The 17,769-nt window shown below is 71.4% G+C and carries 16 protein-coding genes; 7 read left to right on the forward strand and 9 right to left on the reverse strand.

Annotated features, from left to right (window positions below):
* Positions 1 to 8 precede the first annotated feature (8 nt).
* Genes NI25_RS29600 through NI25_RS29610 form a run of 3 tightly spaced genes read left to right on the forward strand, consistent with a single transcriptional unit; the run spans position 9 to position 3,563 of the window.
* Positions 9 to 1,337, forward strand: coding sequence for an ABC transporter substrate-binding protein (locus NI25_RS29600; protein ID WP_061445377.1), 1,329 nt, complete (start codon positions 9 to 11; stop codon positions 1,335 to 1,337).
* Positions 1,334 to 2,713 (forward strand): ABC transporter permease subunit, encoded by a 1,380-nt coding sequence (locus NI25_RS29605; protein WP_420710815.1) that lies wholly within the window; start codon positions 1,334 to 1,336, stop codon positions 2,711 to 2,713. Before NI25_RS29600 ends, NI25_RS29605 begins: the two co-directional genes overlap by 4 nt.
* A 10-nt stretch (positions 2,714 to 2,723) precedes the next feature.
* Positions 2,724 to 3,563, forward strand: coding sequence for a carbohydrate ABC transporter permease (locus NI25_RS29610; protein WP_061445379.1), 840 nt, complete (start codon positions 2,724 to 2,726; stop codon positions 3,561 to 3,563).
* 127 nt (positions 3,564 to 3,690) lie between these two features.
* Here NI25_RS29610 and pgl read toward each other — a convergent pair whose 3' ends face one another.
* From pgl to tkt, 5 genes are read right to left on the reverse strand one after another with little or no spacing between them, the layout of a single operon-like run.
* Positions 3,691 to 4,476 (reverse strand): 6-phosphogluconolactonase, encoded by a 786-nt coding sequence (gene pgl / locus NI25_RS29615; RefSeq protein ID WP_061445380.1) that lies wholly within the window; start codon positions 4,474 to 4,476, stop codon positions 3,691 to 3,693.
* A complete protein-coding gene (gene opcA / locus NI25_RS29620; protein WP_061445381.1) occupies positions 4,473 to 5,525 on the reverse strand; it encodes a glucose-6-phosphate dehydrogenase assembly protein OpcA in 1,053 nt (350 codons plus the stop codon). Before opcA ends, pgl begins: the two co-directional genes overlap by 4 nt.
* Entirely contained in the window at positions 5,522 to 7,045 is a 1,524-nt protein-coding gene (zwf, locus tag NI25_RS38885) for a glucose-6-phosphate dehydrogenase (protein WP_061445382.1), read from the reverse strand. Before zwf ends, opcA begins: the two co-directional genes overlap by 4 nt.
* Positions 7,046 to 7,048: 3 nt before the next feature.
* Positions 7,049 to 8,167, reverse strand: coding sequence for a transaldolase (tal, locus tag NI25_RS38890; RefSeq protein WP_061445383.1), 1,119 nt, complete (start codon positions 8,165 to 8,167; stop codon positions 7,049 to 7,051).
* Between the two features lie 37 nt (positions 8,168 to 8,204).
* On the reverse strand, positions 8,205 to 10,292 hold the full coding sequence (gene tkt / locus NI25_RS29635) for a transketolase (protein WP_061445384.1): 2,088 nt from the start codon (positions 10,290 to 10,292) through the stop codon (positions 8,205 to 8,207).
* Positions 10,293 to 10,663: 371 nt separating this feature from the next.
* On the opposite strand from tkt, the gene NI25_RS29640 reads away from it, so the two are divergent.
* The 4 genes from NI25_RS29640 (at position 10,664) to NI25_RS29655 (ending at position 14,064) form a co-directional block, all read left to right on the forward strand.
* Entirely contained in the window at positions 10,664 to 11,650 is a 987-nt protein-coding gene (locus NI25_RS29640; RefSeq protein WP_078884772.1) for a heme o synthase, read from the forward strand.
* 87 nt (positions 11,651 to 11,737) lie between these two features.
* Positions 11,738 to 12,106, forward strand: a complete 369-nt coding sequence (locus NI25_RS29645; RefSeq protein ID WP_061445386.1) for a hypothetical protein — start codon at positions 11,738 to 11,740, stop codon at positions 12,104 to 12,106.
* Between the two features lie 67 nt (positions 12,107 to 12,173).
* Positions 12,174 to 13,280: an amidohydrolase family protein gene (locus NI25_RS29650; RefSeq protein WP_061445387.1), complete on the forward strand. Its 1,107-nt coding sequence runs from the start codon at positions 12,174 to 12,176 to the stop codon at positions 13,278 to 13,280.
* A gap of 40 nt (positions 13,281 to 13,320) precedes the next feature.
* Positions 13,321 to 14,064, forward strand: coding sequence for a nucleotidyltransferase domain-containing protein (locus tag NI25_RS29655; protein WP_061445388.1), 744 nt, complete (start codon positions 13,321 to 13,323; stop codon positions 14,062 to 14,064).
* Here NI25_RS29655 and NI25_RS29660 read toward each other — a convergent pair.
* The 4 genes from NI25_RS29660 to NI25_RS29675 form a co-directional block, all read right to left on the reverse strand.
* On the reverse strand, positions 14,019 to 15,041 hold the full coding sequence (locus NI25_RS29660; RefSeq protein ID WP_228951032.1) for a COX15/CtaA family protein: 1,023 nt from the start codon (positions 15,039 to 15,041) through the stop codon (positions 14,019 to 14,021). The two genes, NI25_RS29655 and NI25_RS29660, sit on opposite strands and share 46 nt — an antisense overlap.
* 54 nt (positions 15,042 to 15,095) lie before the next feature.
* Positions 15,096 to 15,893: an ABC transporter permease gene (locus tag NI25_RS29665; protein WP_061445390.1), complete on the reverse strand. Its 798-nt coding sequence runs from the start codon at positions 15,891 to 15,893 to the stop codon at positions 15,096 to 15,098.
* Positions 15,890 to 16,813 (reverse strand): ABC transporter ATP-binding protein, encoded by a 924-nt coding sequence (locus NI25_RS29670; protein ID WP_061445391.1) that lies wholly within the window; start codon positions 16,811 to 16,813, stop codon positions 15,890 to 15,892. Before NI25_RS29670 ends, NI25_RS29665 begins: the two co-directional genes overlap by 4 nt.
* Positions 16,814 to 16,889: 76 nt before the next feature.
* Positions 16,890 to 17,678 carry an aminoglycoside N(3)-acetyltransferase gene (locus NI25_RS29675; protein ID WP_061445392.1) on the reverse strand — a complete coding sequence of 263 codons (789 nt, stop codon included), beginning with the start codon at positions 17,676 to 17,678 and terminating at the stop codon, positions 16,890 to 16,892.
* Between the last annotated feature and the right edge of the window lie 91 nt (positions 17,679 to 17,769).

Consider the following 17,769-nt stretch of genomic DNA (forward strand, 5'->3'; position numbering starts at 1 on the left):
CATCAACGATGATGCGACGACGCACCACCCTGCTCACCGGATGCACCGCCCTCGTCCTCGCCCTCGGCGCCACCGCCTGCGGCGGCTCGGGACCCGTCACCGCCGGCGGCGGCGACAAGGCGCTCAGCGGACAGTCGGTCACCGTGGCCGGAGTCTGGTCCGGCACCGAGCAGGAGAACTTCCAGAAGGTGCTGGACGCCTTCACCGAGAAGACCGGCGCCAAGACCTCCTTCGTCTCCACCGGCGACAACGTCTCCACCGTCGTCGGCAGCAAGATCGAGGGCGGCAACGCCCCCGACGTCGTGATGGTCCCGCAGGTCGGCGTGCTGGGGCAGTTCGCCGGCAACGGCTGGCTGAAGCCGCTGTCCAAGACGGCCCAGAAGTCCGTGGACACCAACTTCGCGGACGTCTGGCAGACGTACGGGACCGTCGACGGCACGCTCTACGGCCTGTACTTCAAGGCCGCCCACAAGTCGACCGTCTGGTACAGCCCCGACGCCCTCACCCAGGCCGGGGTCGAGCCGCCGAAGACGTACGACGAGATGCTGGAGGCCGGGCAGACCGTCTCCGACTCCGGGCTCGCCGCCTTCTCGGTCGCCGGGCAGGACGGCTGGACGCTGACCGACTGGTTCGAGAACATCTACCTCTCCCAGGCAGGCCCCGAGAAGTACGACGCCCTCGCCGCCCACGAACTGAAGTGGACCGACGCGAGCGTGGTCGAGGCGCTCACCACCCTCGGCAAGCTCTTCAAGGACAAGCAGCTCATAGAGGGCGGCCAGAAGGGCGCCCTGAACACCGACTTCCCGGGCTCGGTGGAGAAGGTCTTCGGCCCGAAGCCCGAGGCCGGCATGGTCTACGAGGGCGACTTCGTCGCCGGGGTCGCCAAGGACCAGTTCGGCAAGGAGATCGGCAAGGACGCGAACTTCTTCCCGTTCCCCGCGGTCGACGGCGGCAAGGCGCCCGTGGTCAGCGGCGGCGACGCGGCCGTCGTCCTCAAGGACGGCAAGAACTCCGAGGCCGGCATGGCGCTCGTGGAGTACCTCGCGACGCCGGAGGCCGCGGCCGTGTGGGCCGAGGCGGGCGGCTTCCTCTCCCCGAACAAGAACCTCGACCCCGCCTCCTACGGCGACGACGTCACCCGGGCCACCGCCGAGTCCCTCGTCGGCGCCGGGAACTCGGTCCGCTTCGACATGTCCGACCAGGCACCGGCGGCCTTCGGCGGCACCAAGGGCACCGGCGAGTGGAAGATCCTCCAGGACTTCCTGCGCGACCCCTCCGACCCGAAGGCGACCGCCGCCGAACTCGAGGCCGCGGCGGCCAAGGCCTACAAGGGCTGACGGCCGTGACCACCTCCGCCCCGGTGAAAGAGGCGAGCCCGCCCGCCGCTCCCGGCCCGGCGCCCCTGCGGCGTCCCCGGCGGCGGCGCCGGGCGGCCGTCGCCCTGCTCTTCGTCCTGCCCGCACTGCTCCTGCTGGGCGCCCTCGTCGTCTACCCCGTGCTGTTCTCCGTCGGCCGCAGCTTCTTCGACGCCTCCGGCACGCGCTTCGTGGGCGGCGAGAACTACACCGAGATGTTCCGCGACCCGGCCACTCTCAAGGCCATCCGCAACACGGCGATCTGGGTCGTCGTCGCGCCCAGCCTGCTCACCGGCCTCGGCCTGATCCTCGCCGTCCTGGTGGAGAAGGTCCGCTGGGCCACCGCCTTCAAGCTGCTCCTCTTCATGCCGATGGCGGTCTCCTTCCTCGCCGCCGGCATCGTCTTCCGGCTCGCCTACGACCACGACCCGGACAAGGGCGTCCTCAACGCCGCCGTGACCGGCGTGCACGACGCCTTCGCCGGCACGGCGAGCTACCCGGGCGCCCGGGCGCGCGAGGGCCGGGACGGCGGCCTGGTCAAGGGGGCCGACGGCTCCTACCGGACCGGCGCGGGCGTGTCACCCGGCGACACGGTCGCCCTCGGTCTGGTCGGCGTGGGGCCCGACGACCTGCCGTCCGGTGCGAAGTCCGCGTACGGGGCGGCGGGACGGGACGCCGCCGCCGACGAGGTGCGCGGGGTCGTCTACCTGGACTTCACACCCGGCGGAGGAGGGGAGCGGGGCCGGGTGGACCGGCGCGAGAGCGGCCTGCCCGAGATGACGGTCGAGGCGGTGCGCGACGGCCGTACGGTCGCCACCACGACCACCGGCGACGACGGCGCCTTCTCCTTCGACGGGCTGGACCAGGGCTCCTACACGGTGAGGCTCCCCGCCTCCAACTTCGCCCCGCCCTACGAGGGCGTCTCCTGGCTCGGACCCGCTCTCGTGACGCCCGCCATCATCGGGGCGTACCTGTGGATCTGGACCGGGTTCGCGATGGTGCTGATCGGCGCCGGGCTGTCTTCGCTGCCGCGCGACGCGCTGGAAGCGGCGCGGATGGACGGCGCCAACGAGTGGCAGATCTTCCGGCGGATCACCGTGCCGCTGCTGGCACCCGTTCTCACGGTCGTCTTCGTCACCCTCGTGATCAACGTGATGAAGGTCTTCGACCTCGTCTACATCATCGCGCCCGGACCCGTGCAGGAGGACGCGACGGTGCTCGCGACGCAGATGTGGCTGGTGTCGTTCGGCGGCGGCAACAACCAGGGACTCGGCAGCGCGCTCGGCGTCCTGCTCCTGCTGCTCGTCGTCCCGGCCATGGTCTTCAACGTCCGCCGCTTCAAGAGGAGTCAGCGATGAGGAGTCAGCGATGAACGCCGTCCGGCGGTATCTGGGCAACGGGATCGTCCAGGCCTTCCTCGTGCTCATCGGGCTGGTGTGGATGACGCCGCTGGCCGGGCTGTTCCTGTCCTCCCTGCGGTCGTCGGAGGACACGGCGAAGGGCGGCTGGTGGACGGCCCTGGCGAGCCCCGGGCAGCTCTCCCTCGACAACTACTCGGCGCTCCTCGGCAACTCCGGCATCACCCAGGCCTTCTGGAACACGGTGCTGATCTCCGTACCGACGACCGTGCTCGTCGTGGTCGTCGGGGCGCTCGCCGGGTACGCCTTCGCCTGGCTGGACTTCCCGGGGCGCGAGACGGTCTTCCTGGTCGTCGTCGCGCTGCTGGTGGTGCCCGTGCAGATCGGGCTGCTGCCGGTCGCCAAACTCTTCGGACAGCTGGGCCTGTTCGGCACCATCCCGGGCGTCGTGCTCTTCCACGTCGCCTACGGGCTGCCGTTCGCGGTGTTCCTGCTGCGGAACTACTTCGCCGAGATGCCCAAGGAGATGCTGGAGGCCGCGCGCATGGACGGCGGCAACGAGTGGCGGATCTTCACGCGGCTGGTGCTGCCGGTCGGCAAGCCGGCCATCGCCAGCCTCGCCATCTTCCAGTTCCTGTGGGTCTGGAACGACATGCTGGTCGCGCTGCTCTTCGCGGACAGCTCGTCGCAGCCGCTGACGGTGGAACTCCAGTCGCAGATCCGCCAGTTCGGCAGCAACATCGACGTGCTGGCGCCGGGGGCGTTCCTGTCCCTGGTGGTGCCGGTGGTGGTGTTCTTCGCGTTCCAGCGGCACTTCGTGCAGGGGGTCATGGCGGGGTCCGTGAAGTGACCGGAGGTGGGCGGCGGGGAGGGTTTTCGCCCCCGCCGCCCCTTCCCGTTCCCGTCCCCGGGGGCTGCGCCCCCAGACTTCCCTTTCGGCCTGGACGGCCTCGTCCTCAAACGCCGGACGGGCCGGATCAGGCCGACGCCGGTGGGTAGAGCGACCTCGGCAGTTGTGATGCCGCCGCCGAGTCGAGCAGCCACAGGGTGCGGGTGCGGCCCCGGGCGCCCGCTGCCGGGGCCTGGATCTCGCCCGCGCCCGACAGGGCCATCGCCACCGCGTTCGCCTTGTCCTCGCCCGCCGCCAGCAGCCACACCTCACGGGCGGCGCGGATCGCGGGGAGGGTCAGGGAGATGCGGACGGGCGGCGGCTTGGGGGAGCCGTGGACGCCGATCACCGTGCGCTCGGTCTCCCGGACGCCCGGGTGCTCCGGGAAGAGCGACGCCACGTGGGTGTCCGGGCCGACGCCCAGGAGGAGGACGTCGAAGGACGGGACCGCGGCGTGGTTCTCGGGGACGGAGGCCGTGGCCAGCTCCTGCGCGTAGGCGGCCGCCGCCGCCTCCACGTCCGAGCCGTGGGGGCCGTCGGACGGCGCCATCGGGTGCACCCGCTTCGGGTCCAGCGGCACCGCGTCCAGCAGGGCCTCGCGCGCCTGGGTGACGTTGCGCTCCGGGTCGCCCTCCGGCAGGAAGCGCTCGTCGCCCCACCACAGGTCGAGCCGGCCCCAGTCGATCGCGTCCCGGGCCGGGGAGCCGGCCAGCGCCGCGAGCAGACCGTTGCCGTTGCGGCCGCCGGTGAGGACCACGGACGCGCTGCCCCGGGAGGCCTGCGCGTCCACGATCTTCGTGATCAGGCGGGCCGCCGCGGCCTCGGCCATCAGCTCCTTGTCGCGGTGCACGACCAGCTGCGGGGTGTCGCTCATTTCGCCGCCGCCTTCCTCACCGGTGTCTTCTCCTGCGCCGCGTCCTTCGCGGGAGCCTTCGCGACCGTCCCGACGGGAGCGGCGACCGCGAGGGCGCCCTCGTCGCCCGGGCCTCCTTCGGCCGGCGCGTTCAGCCGGTCCACGCCGTACCGCAGCGCCGAGGCGTACGTGTCGTCCGGGTCCAGACGCCGCAGCTCCTCCGCGATCAGCTCGGCCGTCTCACGGCGCTTGAGCGCGACCGCGCGGGCCGGCTGACCCTGGATGGAGAGGTTGGCCAGCGTGCCGTCGGCCCGGTCCAGGACGACCGGACCGCAGTCGGTGTCCATCCGGACCGCCGTCAGACCCGGCCCGTCCGACACCGTGCGCTTCACCGGCACGTCCAGCCGGTCCGCGAGCCACATCGCCAGCAGCTCGCAGCTCGGGTTGAACTCCTCGCCCTCCACCTCGACCGACCGCACCTCGCAGTCGACCTGGTCGAGGGCCGCCGCCAGCATCGAACGCCACGGCGTGATGCGGGTCCACGACAGGTCCGTGTCGCCGGGTGCGTAGGCCTCCGCTCGGGCCACCAGCTCCCGTATCGGCTCCTCGCAGGCGTAGGTGTCGGTGACCCGGCGCTGGGCGAGCGCGCCCAGCGGGTCCTTGGCCGGGTCCAGCGGCGCGTTCACCGGCCACCAGACCACGACCGGCGCGTCCGGCAGCAGCAGCGGCAGGACCACCGACTGGGCGTGGTCGACGACGTCGCCGTACAGCCGCAGCACGATCGTCTCGCCGGTGCCCGCGTCGGCGCCGAGGCGGACCTCGGCGTCCAGCCGGGACTTGGTGCGGTCCCGGGGGGAGCGCGAGACGCGTTTGATGACGACGAGCGTGCGCGAGGGGTGCTCGTGCGCGGCGTCGCTCGCGGCCTTCAGCGCGTCGTAGGCGTTCTCCTCGTCGGTGACGATGACCAGCGTGAGCACCATGCCGACGGCCGGGGTGCCGATGGCCCGGCGGCCCAGCACCAGCGCCTTGTTGATCTTGCTGGCCGTGGTGTCCGTGAGGTCTGTCTTCATGGCCGGCGCCAGCTCCGTCCGTCTCGCTCCAGCATGTCGTCCGCCTCGGCGGGCCCCCAGGTGCCGGCCGGGTACTGGGCGGGAGTGCCGTGCGTGTCCCAGTACTCCTCGATCGGGTCGAGGATCTTCCAGGACAGCTCGACCTCCTCGGTGCGCGGGAAGAGGTTGGCGTCGCCGAGCAGCACGTCGAGGATCAGGCGCTCGTACGCCTCGGGGCTGGACTCCGTGAAGGACTCGCCGTAGGCGAAGTCCATCGACACGTCCCGGATCTCCATCGACGTGCCCGGCACCTTGGAACCGAAGCGGACGGTGACGCCCTCGTCGGGCTGCACGCGGATGACGATCGCGTTCGAGCCGAGTTCCTCGGTGGCCGTCGTGTCGAAGGGGGAGTGCGGCGCCCGCTGGAAGACCACCGCGATCTCCGTGACCCTGCGGCCCAGGCGCTTGCCGGTGCGCAGGTAGAAGGGGACGCCCGCCCAGCGGCGGTTGTCGATGCCGACCTTGATCGCCGCGTAGGTGTCGGTCTTCGACTTGGGGTCGATGCCGTCCTCTTCGAGGTAGCCGACGGCCTTGGCGCCGCCCTGCCAGCCGGAGGCGTACTGCGCGCGCACGGTGTCGCGGCCCAGGTCCTTGGGGAGCCGGACCGCGCCCAGCACCTTCGTCTTCTCCGCCGCCAGCGCGTCCGCGTCGAAGGAGGCGGGCTCCTCCATCGCGGTCAGCGCGAGCAGCTGGAGCAGGTGGTTCTGGATGACGTCACGCGCCGCGCCGATGCCGTCGTAGTAGCCGGCCCGGCCGCCGATGCCGATGTCCTCGGCCATGGTGATCTGCACGTGGTCCACGTAGGACCGGTTCCAGATCGGTTCGAACATGGTGTTGGCGAAGCGCAGCGCCAGGATGTTCTGGACGGTCTCCTTGCCCAGGTAGTGGTCGATGCGGAAGACCTGGTCCGGGGCGAAGACCTCGTGGACGATCGCGTTCAGTTCCTCGGCCGACCTCAGGTCGTGGCCGAACGGCTTCTCGATCACCGCGCGGCGCCAGGAGCCGCCCGTCTGGTCGGCGAGCCCGTGCTTCTTGAGCTGCTGGATGACCACCGGGAAGGACTTGGGCGGCACCGACAGGTAGAAGGCGAAGTTGCCGCCCGTGCCCTGCGCCTTGTCCAGCTCCTCGATGGTGCCGCGCAGCCGCTCGAACGCGTCGTCGTCGTCGAAGGTGCCCTGGACGAAGCGCATCCCCTGGATGAGCTGCTGCCAGACCTCCTCGCGGAACGGGGTGCGGGAGTGCTCCTTGACGGCGTCATGCACGACCTGGGCGAAGTCCTCGTGCTCCCAGTCGCGGCGGGCGAACCCGACGAGCGAGAAGCCCGGCGGCAGCAGGCCCCGGTTGGCGAGGTCGTACACGGCGGGCATGAGCTTCTTGCGGGACAGATCGCCGGTGACGCCGAAAATGACCAGACCCGACGGCCCCGCGATGCGCGGGAGCCGTCGGTCTGCGGGGTCACGCAGCGGATTGCTGCTCGACAATTGTCAGCCCTTCGAGGGAGCGAGGCGCTTGAGCTCCGCCTCCGTGGACTTCAGCAGGTCGTTCCAGGACGCCTCGAACTTCTCGACGCCCTCGTCCTCCAGGAGCTGGACCACCTCGTCGTAGGAGATCCCGAGCTTCTCGACCGCGTCGAGGTCGGCGCGGGCCTGCTCGTACGTCCCCGAGACGGCGTTGCCACCGATCTCGCCGTGGTCCTCGGTGGCGAACAGGGTCGCCTCCGGCATGGTGTTCACCGTGTTCGGCGCGACCAGGTCGGTGACGTACATGGTGTCGCTGTACGCCTTGTCCTTCACGCCGGTCGACGCCCACAGCGGGCGCTGCTTGTTGGCGCCGGCCTTCTCCAGGGCGGCCCAGCGGTCGGAGGCGAAGACCTCCTCGTACGCCTGGTAGGCCAGACGGGCGTTGGCGACGGCGGCCTTGCCGCGCAGGGCCTTGGCCTCGTCGGTGCCGATCGCGTCGATCCGCTTGTCGATCTCGGTGTCCACGCGGGACACGAAGAAGGACGCCACCGAGTGGATCTGCGAGAGGTCCAGGCCGCGCTCCTTGGCCTTCTCCAGACCGGTCAGGAACGCGTCCATGACCTTGCGGTAGCGCTCCAGCGAGAAGATCAGCGTGACGTTGACGCTGATGCCCAGACCGATGGTCTCGGCGATCGCCGGGATGCCGGCCTCGGTGGCCGGGATCTTGATCAGCGTGTTGGGCCGGTCCACCAGCCAGGCCAGCTGCTTGGCCTCGGCGACCGTGGCCCGGGTGTTGTGGGCGAGGCGCGGGTCGACCTCGATGGAGACCCGGCCGTCCTTGCCGCCGGTGTTGTCGAACACCGGGCGCAGGATGTCGGCGGCGTCACGGACGTCCGCCGTGGTGATCATGCGGATGGCCTCTTCGACCGTGACCTCGCGGGCGGCGAGGTCGGTGAGCTGCGTGTCGTAGCCGTCGCCCTGCGAGATCGCCTTCTGGAAGATCGACGGGTTGGTGGTGACGCCCACGACGTGCTGCTGGTCGATCAGCTCGGCGAGGTTGCCGGACGTGATCCGCTTGCGCGACAGGTCGTCCAGCCAGATCGCCACGCCTTCGTCGGAGAGGCGCTTGAGTGCGTCTGTCATGGAAAATGCATCTCCTACTACGTGTCGTATACGAGCGTCAGCGCTGGGCGGCGGCGAGGGATTCCCGCGCCGCGGAAGCCACGTTCTCGGCGGTGAAGCCGTACTCCTTGAAGAGCACCTTGGCGTCCGCGGAGGCGCCGAAGTGTTCCAGGGAGACGATGCGGCCGGTGTCTCCCACGTACTTGTGCCAGGTCAGTGCGACTCCGGCCTCGACGGCGACCCGGGCCTTCACGGACGGGGGCAGGACGCTGTCCCGGTACCCCTGGTCCTGCTGCTCGAACCACTCCACGCACGGCATGGACACCACACGGGTCGGTACGCCCTCGGCCTGGAGTGCCTCACGCGCCCCGACGGCCACGTGGACCTCGGAACCGGTCGCGATCAGCACCACCCGGGGTGCGCCGCCCTCGGCCTCGAACAGCACGTAGCCGCCCCTGGCCGCGTCCTCGTTCGGCTCGTAGGTCGGCACGCCCTGACGGGTCAGCGCCAGACCGTGCGGCTGGCCCTTGCCGAACTCCTTGGTCCAGCGGCGCTGGATCTCGCGCCAGGCGATCGCCGTCTCGTTGGCGTCGGCCGGACGGACCACGTTCAGGCCCGGGATGGCGCGCAGTGAGGCCAGGTGCTCGACCGGCTGGTGGGTCGGGCCGTCCTCGCCCAGGCCGATGGAGTCGTGCGTCCACACGTAGGTGACCGGCAGGTGCATCAGCGCGGACAGGCGCACGGCGTTGCGCATGTAGTCGGAGAAGACCAGGAACGTTCCGCCGTAGACGCGGGTGTTGCCGTGGAGCGTGATGCCGTTCATCTGCGCGGCCATCGCGTGTTCGCGGATGCCGAAGTGGATGGTGCGGCCGTACGGGTCCGCCTCCGGCAGCGGGTTGCCCGCCGGGAGGAAGGACGACGTCTTGTCGATCGTCGTGTTGTTCGAGCCGGCGAGGTCGGCCGAGCCGCCCCACAGCTCCGGGACGACCGCGCCGAGGGCCTGGAGGACCTTGCCGGACGCGGCGCGGGTCGCCAGGCCCTTGCCCGCCTCGAAGACCGGGATCTTCTCCTCCCAGCCCTTGGGCAGCTCGCCCTTGGCGACGCGGTCGTACTCGGCGGCGCGCTCGGGGTTGTTGTCCCGCCACTGCTGGAAGGACTTCTCCCACACCGCGCGGGCCGCCTGGCCCTTCTCCAGCGCCTTGCGGGTGTGCGCGATGACCTCGTCGGAGACCTCGAAGGACTTCTCCGGGTCGAAGCCCAGGACCCGCTTGGTCGCGGCGACCTCGTCGTCGCCGAGGGCGGAGCCGTGGGCGGCCTCGGTGTTCTGGGCGTGCGGGGCGGGCCAGGCGATGATCGAGCGCATCGCGATGAAGGAGGGGCGGTCGGTGACCTTCTTCGCCGCCTGGATCGCGTCGTAGATCGCGTGCGGGTCCAGGTCGCCGTCCGGCTTCGGCGCGACACGCTGCACGTGCCAGCCGTAGGCCTCGTACCGCTTGCAGGTGTCCTCGGAGACGGCCGTCTCGGTGTCGCCCTCGATGGAGATGTGGTTGTCGTCCCACAGCAGCACCAGGTTGCCCAGCTTCTGGTGACCGGCCATCGAGGACGCCTCGGCGGAGATACCCTCCTGCAGACAGCCGTCACCGGCGATGCAGTAGACGAAGTGGTCGAACGGGGAAGCGCCCTCCGGGGCCCCGGGGTCGAACAGGCCGCGCTCGTAGCGGGCGGCCATCGCCATGCCCACCGCGTTGGCCACACCCTGGCCCAGCGGACCGGTCGTGGTCTCCACACCGGTGGTGTGGCCGTACTCCGGGTGGCCGGGGGTCTTCGACCCCCACGTCCGGAAGGACTCCAGGTCGTCCAGTTCCAGGCCGAAGCCGGCCAGGTACAGCTGGGTGTAGAGGGTCAGGGACGAGTGACCCGCGGACAGCACGAAACGGTCGCGTCCGACCCAGTTCGCGTCGGCGGGGTCGTGCCGCATCACCTTCTGGAAGAGGGTGTAGGCGGCGGGCGCCAGGCTCATCGCCGTACCCGGATGGCCGTTGCCAACCTTCTGTACGGCATCGGCGGCCAGGACGCGGGCGGTGTCCACGGCCCGCTGGTCCAACTCGGTCCACTCGAGGTCTGCGGTGGTCGGCTTGGTGCTCACCCTGAGTCAGGGCTCCTCTCCACATGTCGGTTGCCGGTGCACGGGTGCACCGGCTGCCGGCGCGTCCGTGAGTCGGCCGGCCATGGCCGAGCCTACCCCCGTAAGTACGTGCGTTTTTCCGCTGGAAACCAGACTGCCGGGACTCTTCTCGATCCGCCTGTCGGCCGGGTGAAACCGCATTCGGCAAGTGAATACGGAGCCGCTCATCTGACTGCTCAATCGACTCTCCGCACGCACGTCGGAGCGCTCGCGCCAACACGAGCCCACCCCCGCGAAGGCCGAGGTATGGGCAACGTCTAAAGTGGCGTGGTACGCGCGAGCCTTTACCGCCACTTCACACGGCGGGGCTTGCTGGGATGTCTCTGTCAGGGGTGTGCGTGACGGCCGTTGAATCCCGTCCTGCGGGTGGGGGTACCTCCCATGCCCTTAAGGCAATGGGGGATATCGGGACGAGCCAGAGCCCGAGTCACCGGCCGTTCGGGGCCCGTGTCAAGGCGTTCGTGGCGCTGACCAAGCCACGGATCATCGAGCTTCTGCTCATCACCACCGTTCCGGTGATGTTCCTCGCCGAGCAGGGTGTTCCGAATCTGAAACTGGTCCTGCTGACCTGCGTCGGCGGTTATCTGTCGGCCGGCGGCGCCAACGCGCTGAACATGTACATCGACCGCGACATCGACGCGCTGATGGACCGGACCTCGCAGCGCCCGCTGGTGACCGGCATGGTCAGTCCGGTCGAATGCCTCGTCTTCGGCATCACCCTCGCGATCGTCTCGACGCTGCTGTTCGGGTTCACCGTCAACTGGCTGTCGGCCTGGCTCTCGCTCGGCGCGCTCCTCTTCTACGTCGTCGTCTACACGATGATCCTCAAGCGGCGCACCTCGCAGAACATCGTCTGGGGCGGCATCGCCGGCTGTCTGCCGGTGCTCATCGGCTGGTCCGCCGTGACCAACTCGATGTCCTGGGCACCGATCATCCTCTTCGGGGTGATGTTCTTCTGGACGCCGCCGCACTACTGGCCGCTGTCCATGAAGGTCAAGGAGGACTACGCGCGCGTCGGCGTGCCGATGCTCCCGGTGATCGCGTCCAACAAGGTCGTCGCCCGCCAGATCGTCATCTACAGCTGGGTGATGGTCGCCGTGTCGCTGCTGCTGACGCCGCTCGGCTACACCGGCTGGTTCTACACGGCGGTCGCCGTGGCGGCCGGCGGCATGTGGCTGTGGGAGGCGCACGGGCTGCAGAACCGCGCCAAGGCCGAGGTCACGGGCGCCAAGCTCAAGGAGATGCGGCTCTTCCACTGGTCCATCACCTACGTGTCGGTGCTGTTCCTCGCGATCGCGGTGGACCCCTTCCTGCGCTGAGATCCTGCCGCGACGGGCGGGGTGCGTGGTCAAGGCCACGCACCCCGCCCGTCGCCGTTCGATCTACCCGTCGGTAGCATCCTGGTCATGGCAGACACGCAGCAGGTGGAGACGGAGCAGGCCGGCGCGAAGGGCGGCTGGGCCGACCGGTGGGACGCGTACGAGGTGACCCGGATGGCCGGGCGGATCGAAGCCTTCGCCAAGGCCCACGGCGGTGCCGAGGCCCAGGTGGCCCATCTCGGCGAGCGCGGCGCCCGGATCGTCCTCGTCGGTGAGGACGGAGCCTGGGGCGACCTGGTCGCCCGTACCCACGAGCGGGCGCGCAAGGCGGTGGAGAAGTCCGGGATCACCGTCCACGAGGACTTCGACGGCGAGTTCGCGGCCAAGGTCACCACGGGCCGCTACGAGTGGTCGCGCATGGCGGGCATCCAGGTCGGAGGCCCGAGCAACACCTGAGACCGGGTTCACCCGTTAGGACCGTAGGAAGCCGCAAAGGCGAACGGTCCCAGCACGGGGAGCCCGGATGATCGAAACGCCGTCCCTGGTGGACCAGTACTGCCACGGCGTCCTGAGAACGGAGCTGGGCCTCGGCACCTTCGAGGCCCAGCTGGCCCGCACCGAGGGCCCGCCCGCCCCGGGCACCACCCTCTTCGACACCCAGACCGGCTTCGCGGTACGCCGCTGGTGCCCGCCCCTGCTCGGCCTGGAACCGCACTGCCCGCCCGCCCGCTACCTGGCCCGGCGCCGCGAACTGGGCGTCATGGAGGCCGACCGCCGGCTGCTGCGCGGCAGCGGCATCACCACCTACCTGGTCGACGCCGGACTGCCCGGCGACCTCACCGGACCCACCGAGATGGCCTCCGCCGCGGACGCCGACACCCACGAGATCGTGCGTCTGGAACTGCTCGCCGAGCAGGTCGCCGACACCTCCGGCACCGTCGAGTCCTTCCTCGCCAACCTCGCCGAGGCCGTGCACGGCGCCGCCGCGAACGCCGTCGCCTTCACCTCCGTCGCGGGGGTACGCCACGGCCTCGCCCTCGCCCCGGAGCCGCCCGGCGCGGGCGAGGTGCGCGGGGCCGCCGCCCGCTGGCTCACCGGGCGCGAGGTCGGCGGGGAACTGAGCGACCCGGTGCTGCTGCGCCACCTGCTGTGGATCGCCGTCGCCTCGGGGCTGCCGCTCCAGCTGCACGCGGGCCTCGGCGAGCCGGGCCTGCGCATCGACCGCACCGACCCGGTCCTGCTCACCGACTTCGTGCGGGCCACCGCGGGTCTCGGCACCGACCTGGTCCTGCTGCACGGCTACCCGTACCACCGCCACGCCGCCCACCTGGCCGGCGTCTTCCCGCACGTCTACGCCGACTCCGGCGCCGCCCTGGTGCGCACCGGCGCCCGCGCGGCGACGGTCCTCGCCGAGATCCTGGAGCTGGCCCCCTTCGGCAAGATCCTTTTCTCCAGCGGCGCCCAGGGCCTGCCCGAACTCCACGTGGTCGCCGCCCGGCTGTTCCGCGAGGCCCTGGGCCGGGTGCTGGGCGCGTGGGTGGCCGAGGGGGCGTGGTCCCTCGGGGACGCGCAGCGGGTGGCGGCGATGATCGCTTCGGGGAACGCGGGCCGGGTGTACGGACTGGAGTGACGGCTGTACACCCCGGAGTGACGGGTCGAAACTGGGGCGCATGCCCACCGACGCCTTGCTCGACCGCTTCCTCGCCGGCCTCGCGCCCCTCGACCCCGTCGCCGTCTGGGCGCACGGCTCGCTGGGCGCGGGCGACTACCAGGAGGGCCGCAGCGACCTCGACCTGATCGCGGTCCTGCCCCGCCCGGCCACGGCCCGCACGGCCTGGCGCCTCGGGCTGCTCCACGCCCGGCTGCGCGACGAGCCCCTGGCCGGACTGCTGCACTGCACCTACATGTCGCCGGACACGGTCGCGGATCCGGCCCGGCGGCACCTGACCTGGGCCCACGAACAGCTGTTCAAGCGGCCGGTCACCCCCGTCACCCGGCGCGAACTCCACAGCTTCGGCCGCATCCTGCACGGCGAGTCGCCGAAGCGGCTGCTGCCGCCGGTGACGGACCCGGAACTGGACGCCTTCGTCGTCCGCGACCAGCGGGACTTCTGGAGGCCGAACGTGCGCAGGGCGGAACTGTGGCGGCAGGACGTCTGGGTCGACCTGGGCCTGATCACCTTCGCCCGCGCCACCGTCACGCTGCGGGAGGGCCGCCTGATCACCAAGCGGGAGGCCCTGGCGGAGCTGCCCGCCCTGGGCGCTCCCGGCGAGGTCGTCGAGGACGTCACCGAGCGGCGGTACGGGAACGGCGCGCGCCCCGGGGCCACGGCGGAGTGGACCGGGCGCCGCGCCGAACTGACCCGGAGCTACCTGGGACCGGCCATCGACACGCTGGTGGCGTCGTACTCCTGAGCGGGCAGCCCGGCCACCGTCTCCCCGGGCCGCTCGCGCAGCGACAGCAGCACCCGCAGCACCGCGATCCACACCAGGCACGAGCCGAACATGTGCAGGCCGACCAGCACCTCGGGCAGGTCGGTGAAGTACTGGACGTACCCGATGACCCCCTGGGCGAGCAGCACCAGGAACAGGTCGCGGGTGCGGGCCAGCGGGCCCTTGGGGGCGTCCACGGCCTTCAGCACGAACCACAGGGCGAACGTCAGCGTCACCACGATCCACGCCAGGACGGCGTGCGCCTTGCTGATCGTCTCCCAGTCGACCGGCATCCGCGGCACGTCGCTGGAGTCGCCCGCGTGCGGTCCCGCGCCGGTGACCACGGTGCCGGCCACGACCAGCAGGGCGGAGACGACGACCATCACCCACACCAGCTGCTGCACGGACTTGCCGACCAGCGGGCGCGGTGCCGTGTCGCCCTCCCGGGTGCGCTGCCACATCACCGTGGCCAGGGTCAGCAGCGCCGTCGTCGCCACGAAATGCGCCGCGACGGTGTACGGGTTGAGGCCGACGAGCACGACGATGCCACCGAGCACGGCGTTGCTCATCACGACCCAGAACTGGGCCCACCCCAGCAGGGTGAGACTGCGCCGGTACGGCTTCTGCGAGCGGGCGGCGATGATCGCCCAGCCGACCGCGGCGCACAGCACGTAGGTCAGCATGCGGTTGCCGAACTCGATGACGCCGTGGAAGCCCATCTCGCTCGTGGTGGTGAGCGAGTCGTCGGTGCACTTGGGCCAGGTCGGGCAGCCGAGCCCGGAGCCGGTGAGCCGGACGGCGCCGCCGGTGACGACGATGATCACGGACATCACGAGGGGCGCGAGGGCCGCCCGCCGGACCGTCCGGGGGTGCGGGGTCCAGCGCGCGGCGATGAAGGCGAGCGGGTTGCGCACGGCGGCTGCGGCATCGGCGCGGGTCACGTTTGGCACGCCGTCCATCGTAGGCGCCCGCTTGTGCACGCTTTCACGAGGGTCGTCCTGCGGCATGTGCTCCTACTCCCAGCGGAAGAACTTCCCCGCGGCCGCGAGCCCCGCGACCGCCCACACGGCGAGGATCCCCAGGTCGCCCCAGGGCAGCGAGGCCCCGTGCTGGAGCACGTCCCGCAGTCCGTCCGACAGGGCGGAGATGGGCAGCAGCCCCAGCACGTCCTGTGCCGCGTCCGGGAACTCGTCCAGCGGCACGATCACCCCACCGCCCACCAGGAGCAGCAGGAAGACCAGGTTCGCGGCGGCCAGCGTGGCCTCCGCCTTCAGCGTGCCCGCCATCAGCAGCCCGAGCCCGGAGAAGGCGGCGGTGCCGAGGACCAGGAGCAGCAGCACGGCCCCCGGGTTGCCCTGCGGCGACCAGCCCAGGGCGAAGGCGATCACCGTCAGCAGCACGATCTGGAGCACCTCGGTGACCAGGACCGACGCCGTCTTCGCGGTCATCAGGGCCCAGCGCGGCAGCGGGGAGGCGGCCAGCCGCTTCAGCACCCCGTACCGCCGCTCGAAGCCGGTGGCGATGGCCTGGCCCGTGAACGCCGTCGACATCACCGCGAGCGCGAGGATGCCGGGGGCGAGGAAGTCGACCGCCTCGCCGGCCCCGGTGTCGATGATGTCCACGGAGCTGAACAGGACGAGCAGGAGCGTCGGGATGATCACCGTCAGCAGCAGCTGCTCGCCGTTGCGCAGCAGCATCTTCGTCTCGAGCACGGCCTGCGCCGCGATCATCCGCCCGAGCGGCGCGGCACCGGGCCGGGGCGCGTACGTGCCGGTGGCGCCGGTGGCGCCCGTGGTCGAGGTCGTGGTCATGAGCGCAGCTCCCTGCCCGTCAGCTCCAGAAAGACGTCCTCCAGCGTGTGCCGCTCCACCGAGATGCGGTCCGGCATCACCCCGTGCTGGGCGCACCAGGAGGTCACCGTCGCCAGCAGCTGCGGGCCGACCTCGCCGTTCACCCGGTAGGAGCCGGGGGTCAGCTCGGCGGCGGAGGAGTCCGGGGGCAGCGCCTTGAGCAGGGACGCGACGTCCAGTCCCGGCCGGCCGGTGAACCGCAGGGTGTTCTCGGCGCCGCCGCGGCACAGCTCCTCGGGGGAGCCCTGGGCGACGACCCGGCCGGTGTCGACGATGGCGACGTCGTCGGCCAGCTGCTCGGCCTCGTCCATGTGGTGCGTGGTGAGGATCACCGAGACGCCGTCGGCGCGCAGGTCCCGTACGAGGTCCCAGGTGGCGCGGCGGGCCTGCGGGTCGAGTCCGGCGGTCGGCTCGTCCAGGAACACCAGCTCCGGGCGGCCGACCACGGCCATCGCGAGGGCGAGCCGCTGCTGCTGCCCGCCCGAGAGCCTGCGGTACGTGGTGCGGCCGCACGAGCCGAGACCCAGCCGTTCGATCAGCGCGTCGACGTCCAGCGGGTGGGCGTGCAGCTTCGCCACGTGGCGCAGCATCTCGTCCGCGCGGGCGCCGGAGTAGACGCCGCCGGACTGGAGCATCACGCCGATCCGAGGGCGCAGCTCGGCGCCCTGTCCCACCGGGTCCAGGCCGAGGACGCGCACCGTGCCGGAGTCCGGTCTGCGGTATCCCTCACAGGTCTCGACGGTGGTCGTCTTGCCCGCCCCGTTGGGACCGAGCACGGCGGTGACGCCCGTGCGGGCCACCAGGTCGAGGCCGTTCACCGCGGTCTTCGTGCCGTACCGCTTCACCAGGGCCTGGACCTGGACCACGGGCTCACTTCGCATGGGTCACGAGTCTAGGGAGACGGACGACCGGCCGGGCGCGGGGGTGTGGACAACCTCGTCACACCGGGGAGGGTGCTCACTCGCGGGGGCGGTGCAGGGGCAGCCACCGCTCGGCGTAGGCGACCGCGTCGGCCAGCGGGAACAGGCGTGCGTCGGCCGCGCCGACCCGGCCGCGCACGACGGGGCGGTCCCGTTCGAAGTCGTGGCCCAGTTCGTCGAAGCGATCCGAGGTGATCGACACCTCGGTCACCCGCTCCCAGCCCACCGGTCCCGGGCGCCCCACCTCCACCAGCGGGGCGGGGATCCGGTACTCGGCGAGGTGGAAGGCCGTGCACGAGTCGTAGCCCGCGCCGAGCAGCAGGACCCGGGCGTCCAGCCGTTCCAGCGTGGCCAGCGGGCTCCGCTCGCCCAGCCGGCAGTCGGTCGCGTGCCCCGCGACCACCTCGGCGGCGCGGGCGCCGAGGGCCGCGAAGGAGGTCTGCGGATGGGCGCTGCGCCGGGCGCCGGGCCAGGTGCGCACCGTCTCCGGGACCACCCCGACCCCGCGCGAGGGCGTGATCAGCGGGTCGTACGGGGGGGTGGCCGCGCGCACGGTCTCCCACCACTCCTCGGGCACGGGCGGGCTGGTCCACAGGGCCGGGTCGGAGAGGTCGGCGGTCTGGGCCGGAACCACCAGGGTGCCGCCCGGGCCCAGGACGTCGAGGAGCGCCTGGACGACCGCGACGGGGCCTCCGCAGACCCAGCCGAGGGAGCTGAGGGAGGAGTGCACGAGGAGCGTGTCGCCGGTGCGCACCCCCAGTTCGCGCAGCCCGCCGGCGAGCGTGCCGCGGGTGACGAGTGGGCCGGTCGGAGGGGGTGTGGGCATGCGGGGGAGTGTTCCGGAAGGCGGGTGCGGATGCCAGTGAATTGGCCCACGGATGATCGATCAGAGATCGTTTCCGCAGGTCACCTTAGGT

This window comes from Streptomyces sp. CCM_MD2014 (assembly GCF_000772045.1).
GTDB classification, from domain to species: Bacteria; Actinomycetota; Actinomycetes; order Streptomycetales; family Streptomycetaceae; genus Streptomyces; species Streptomyces salinarius.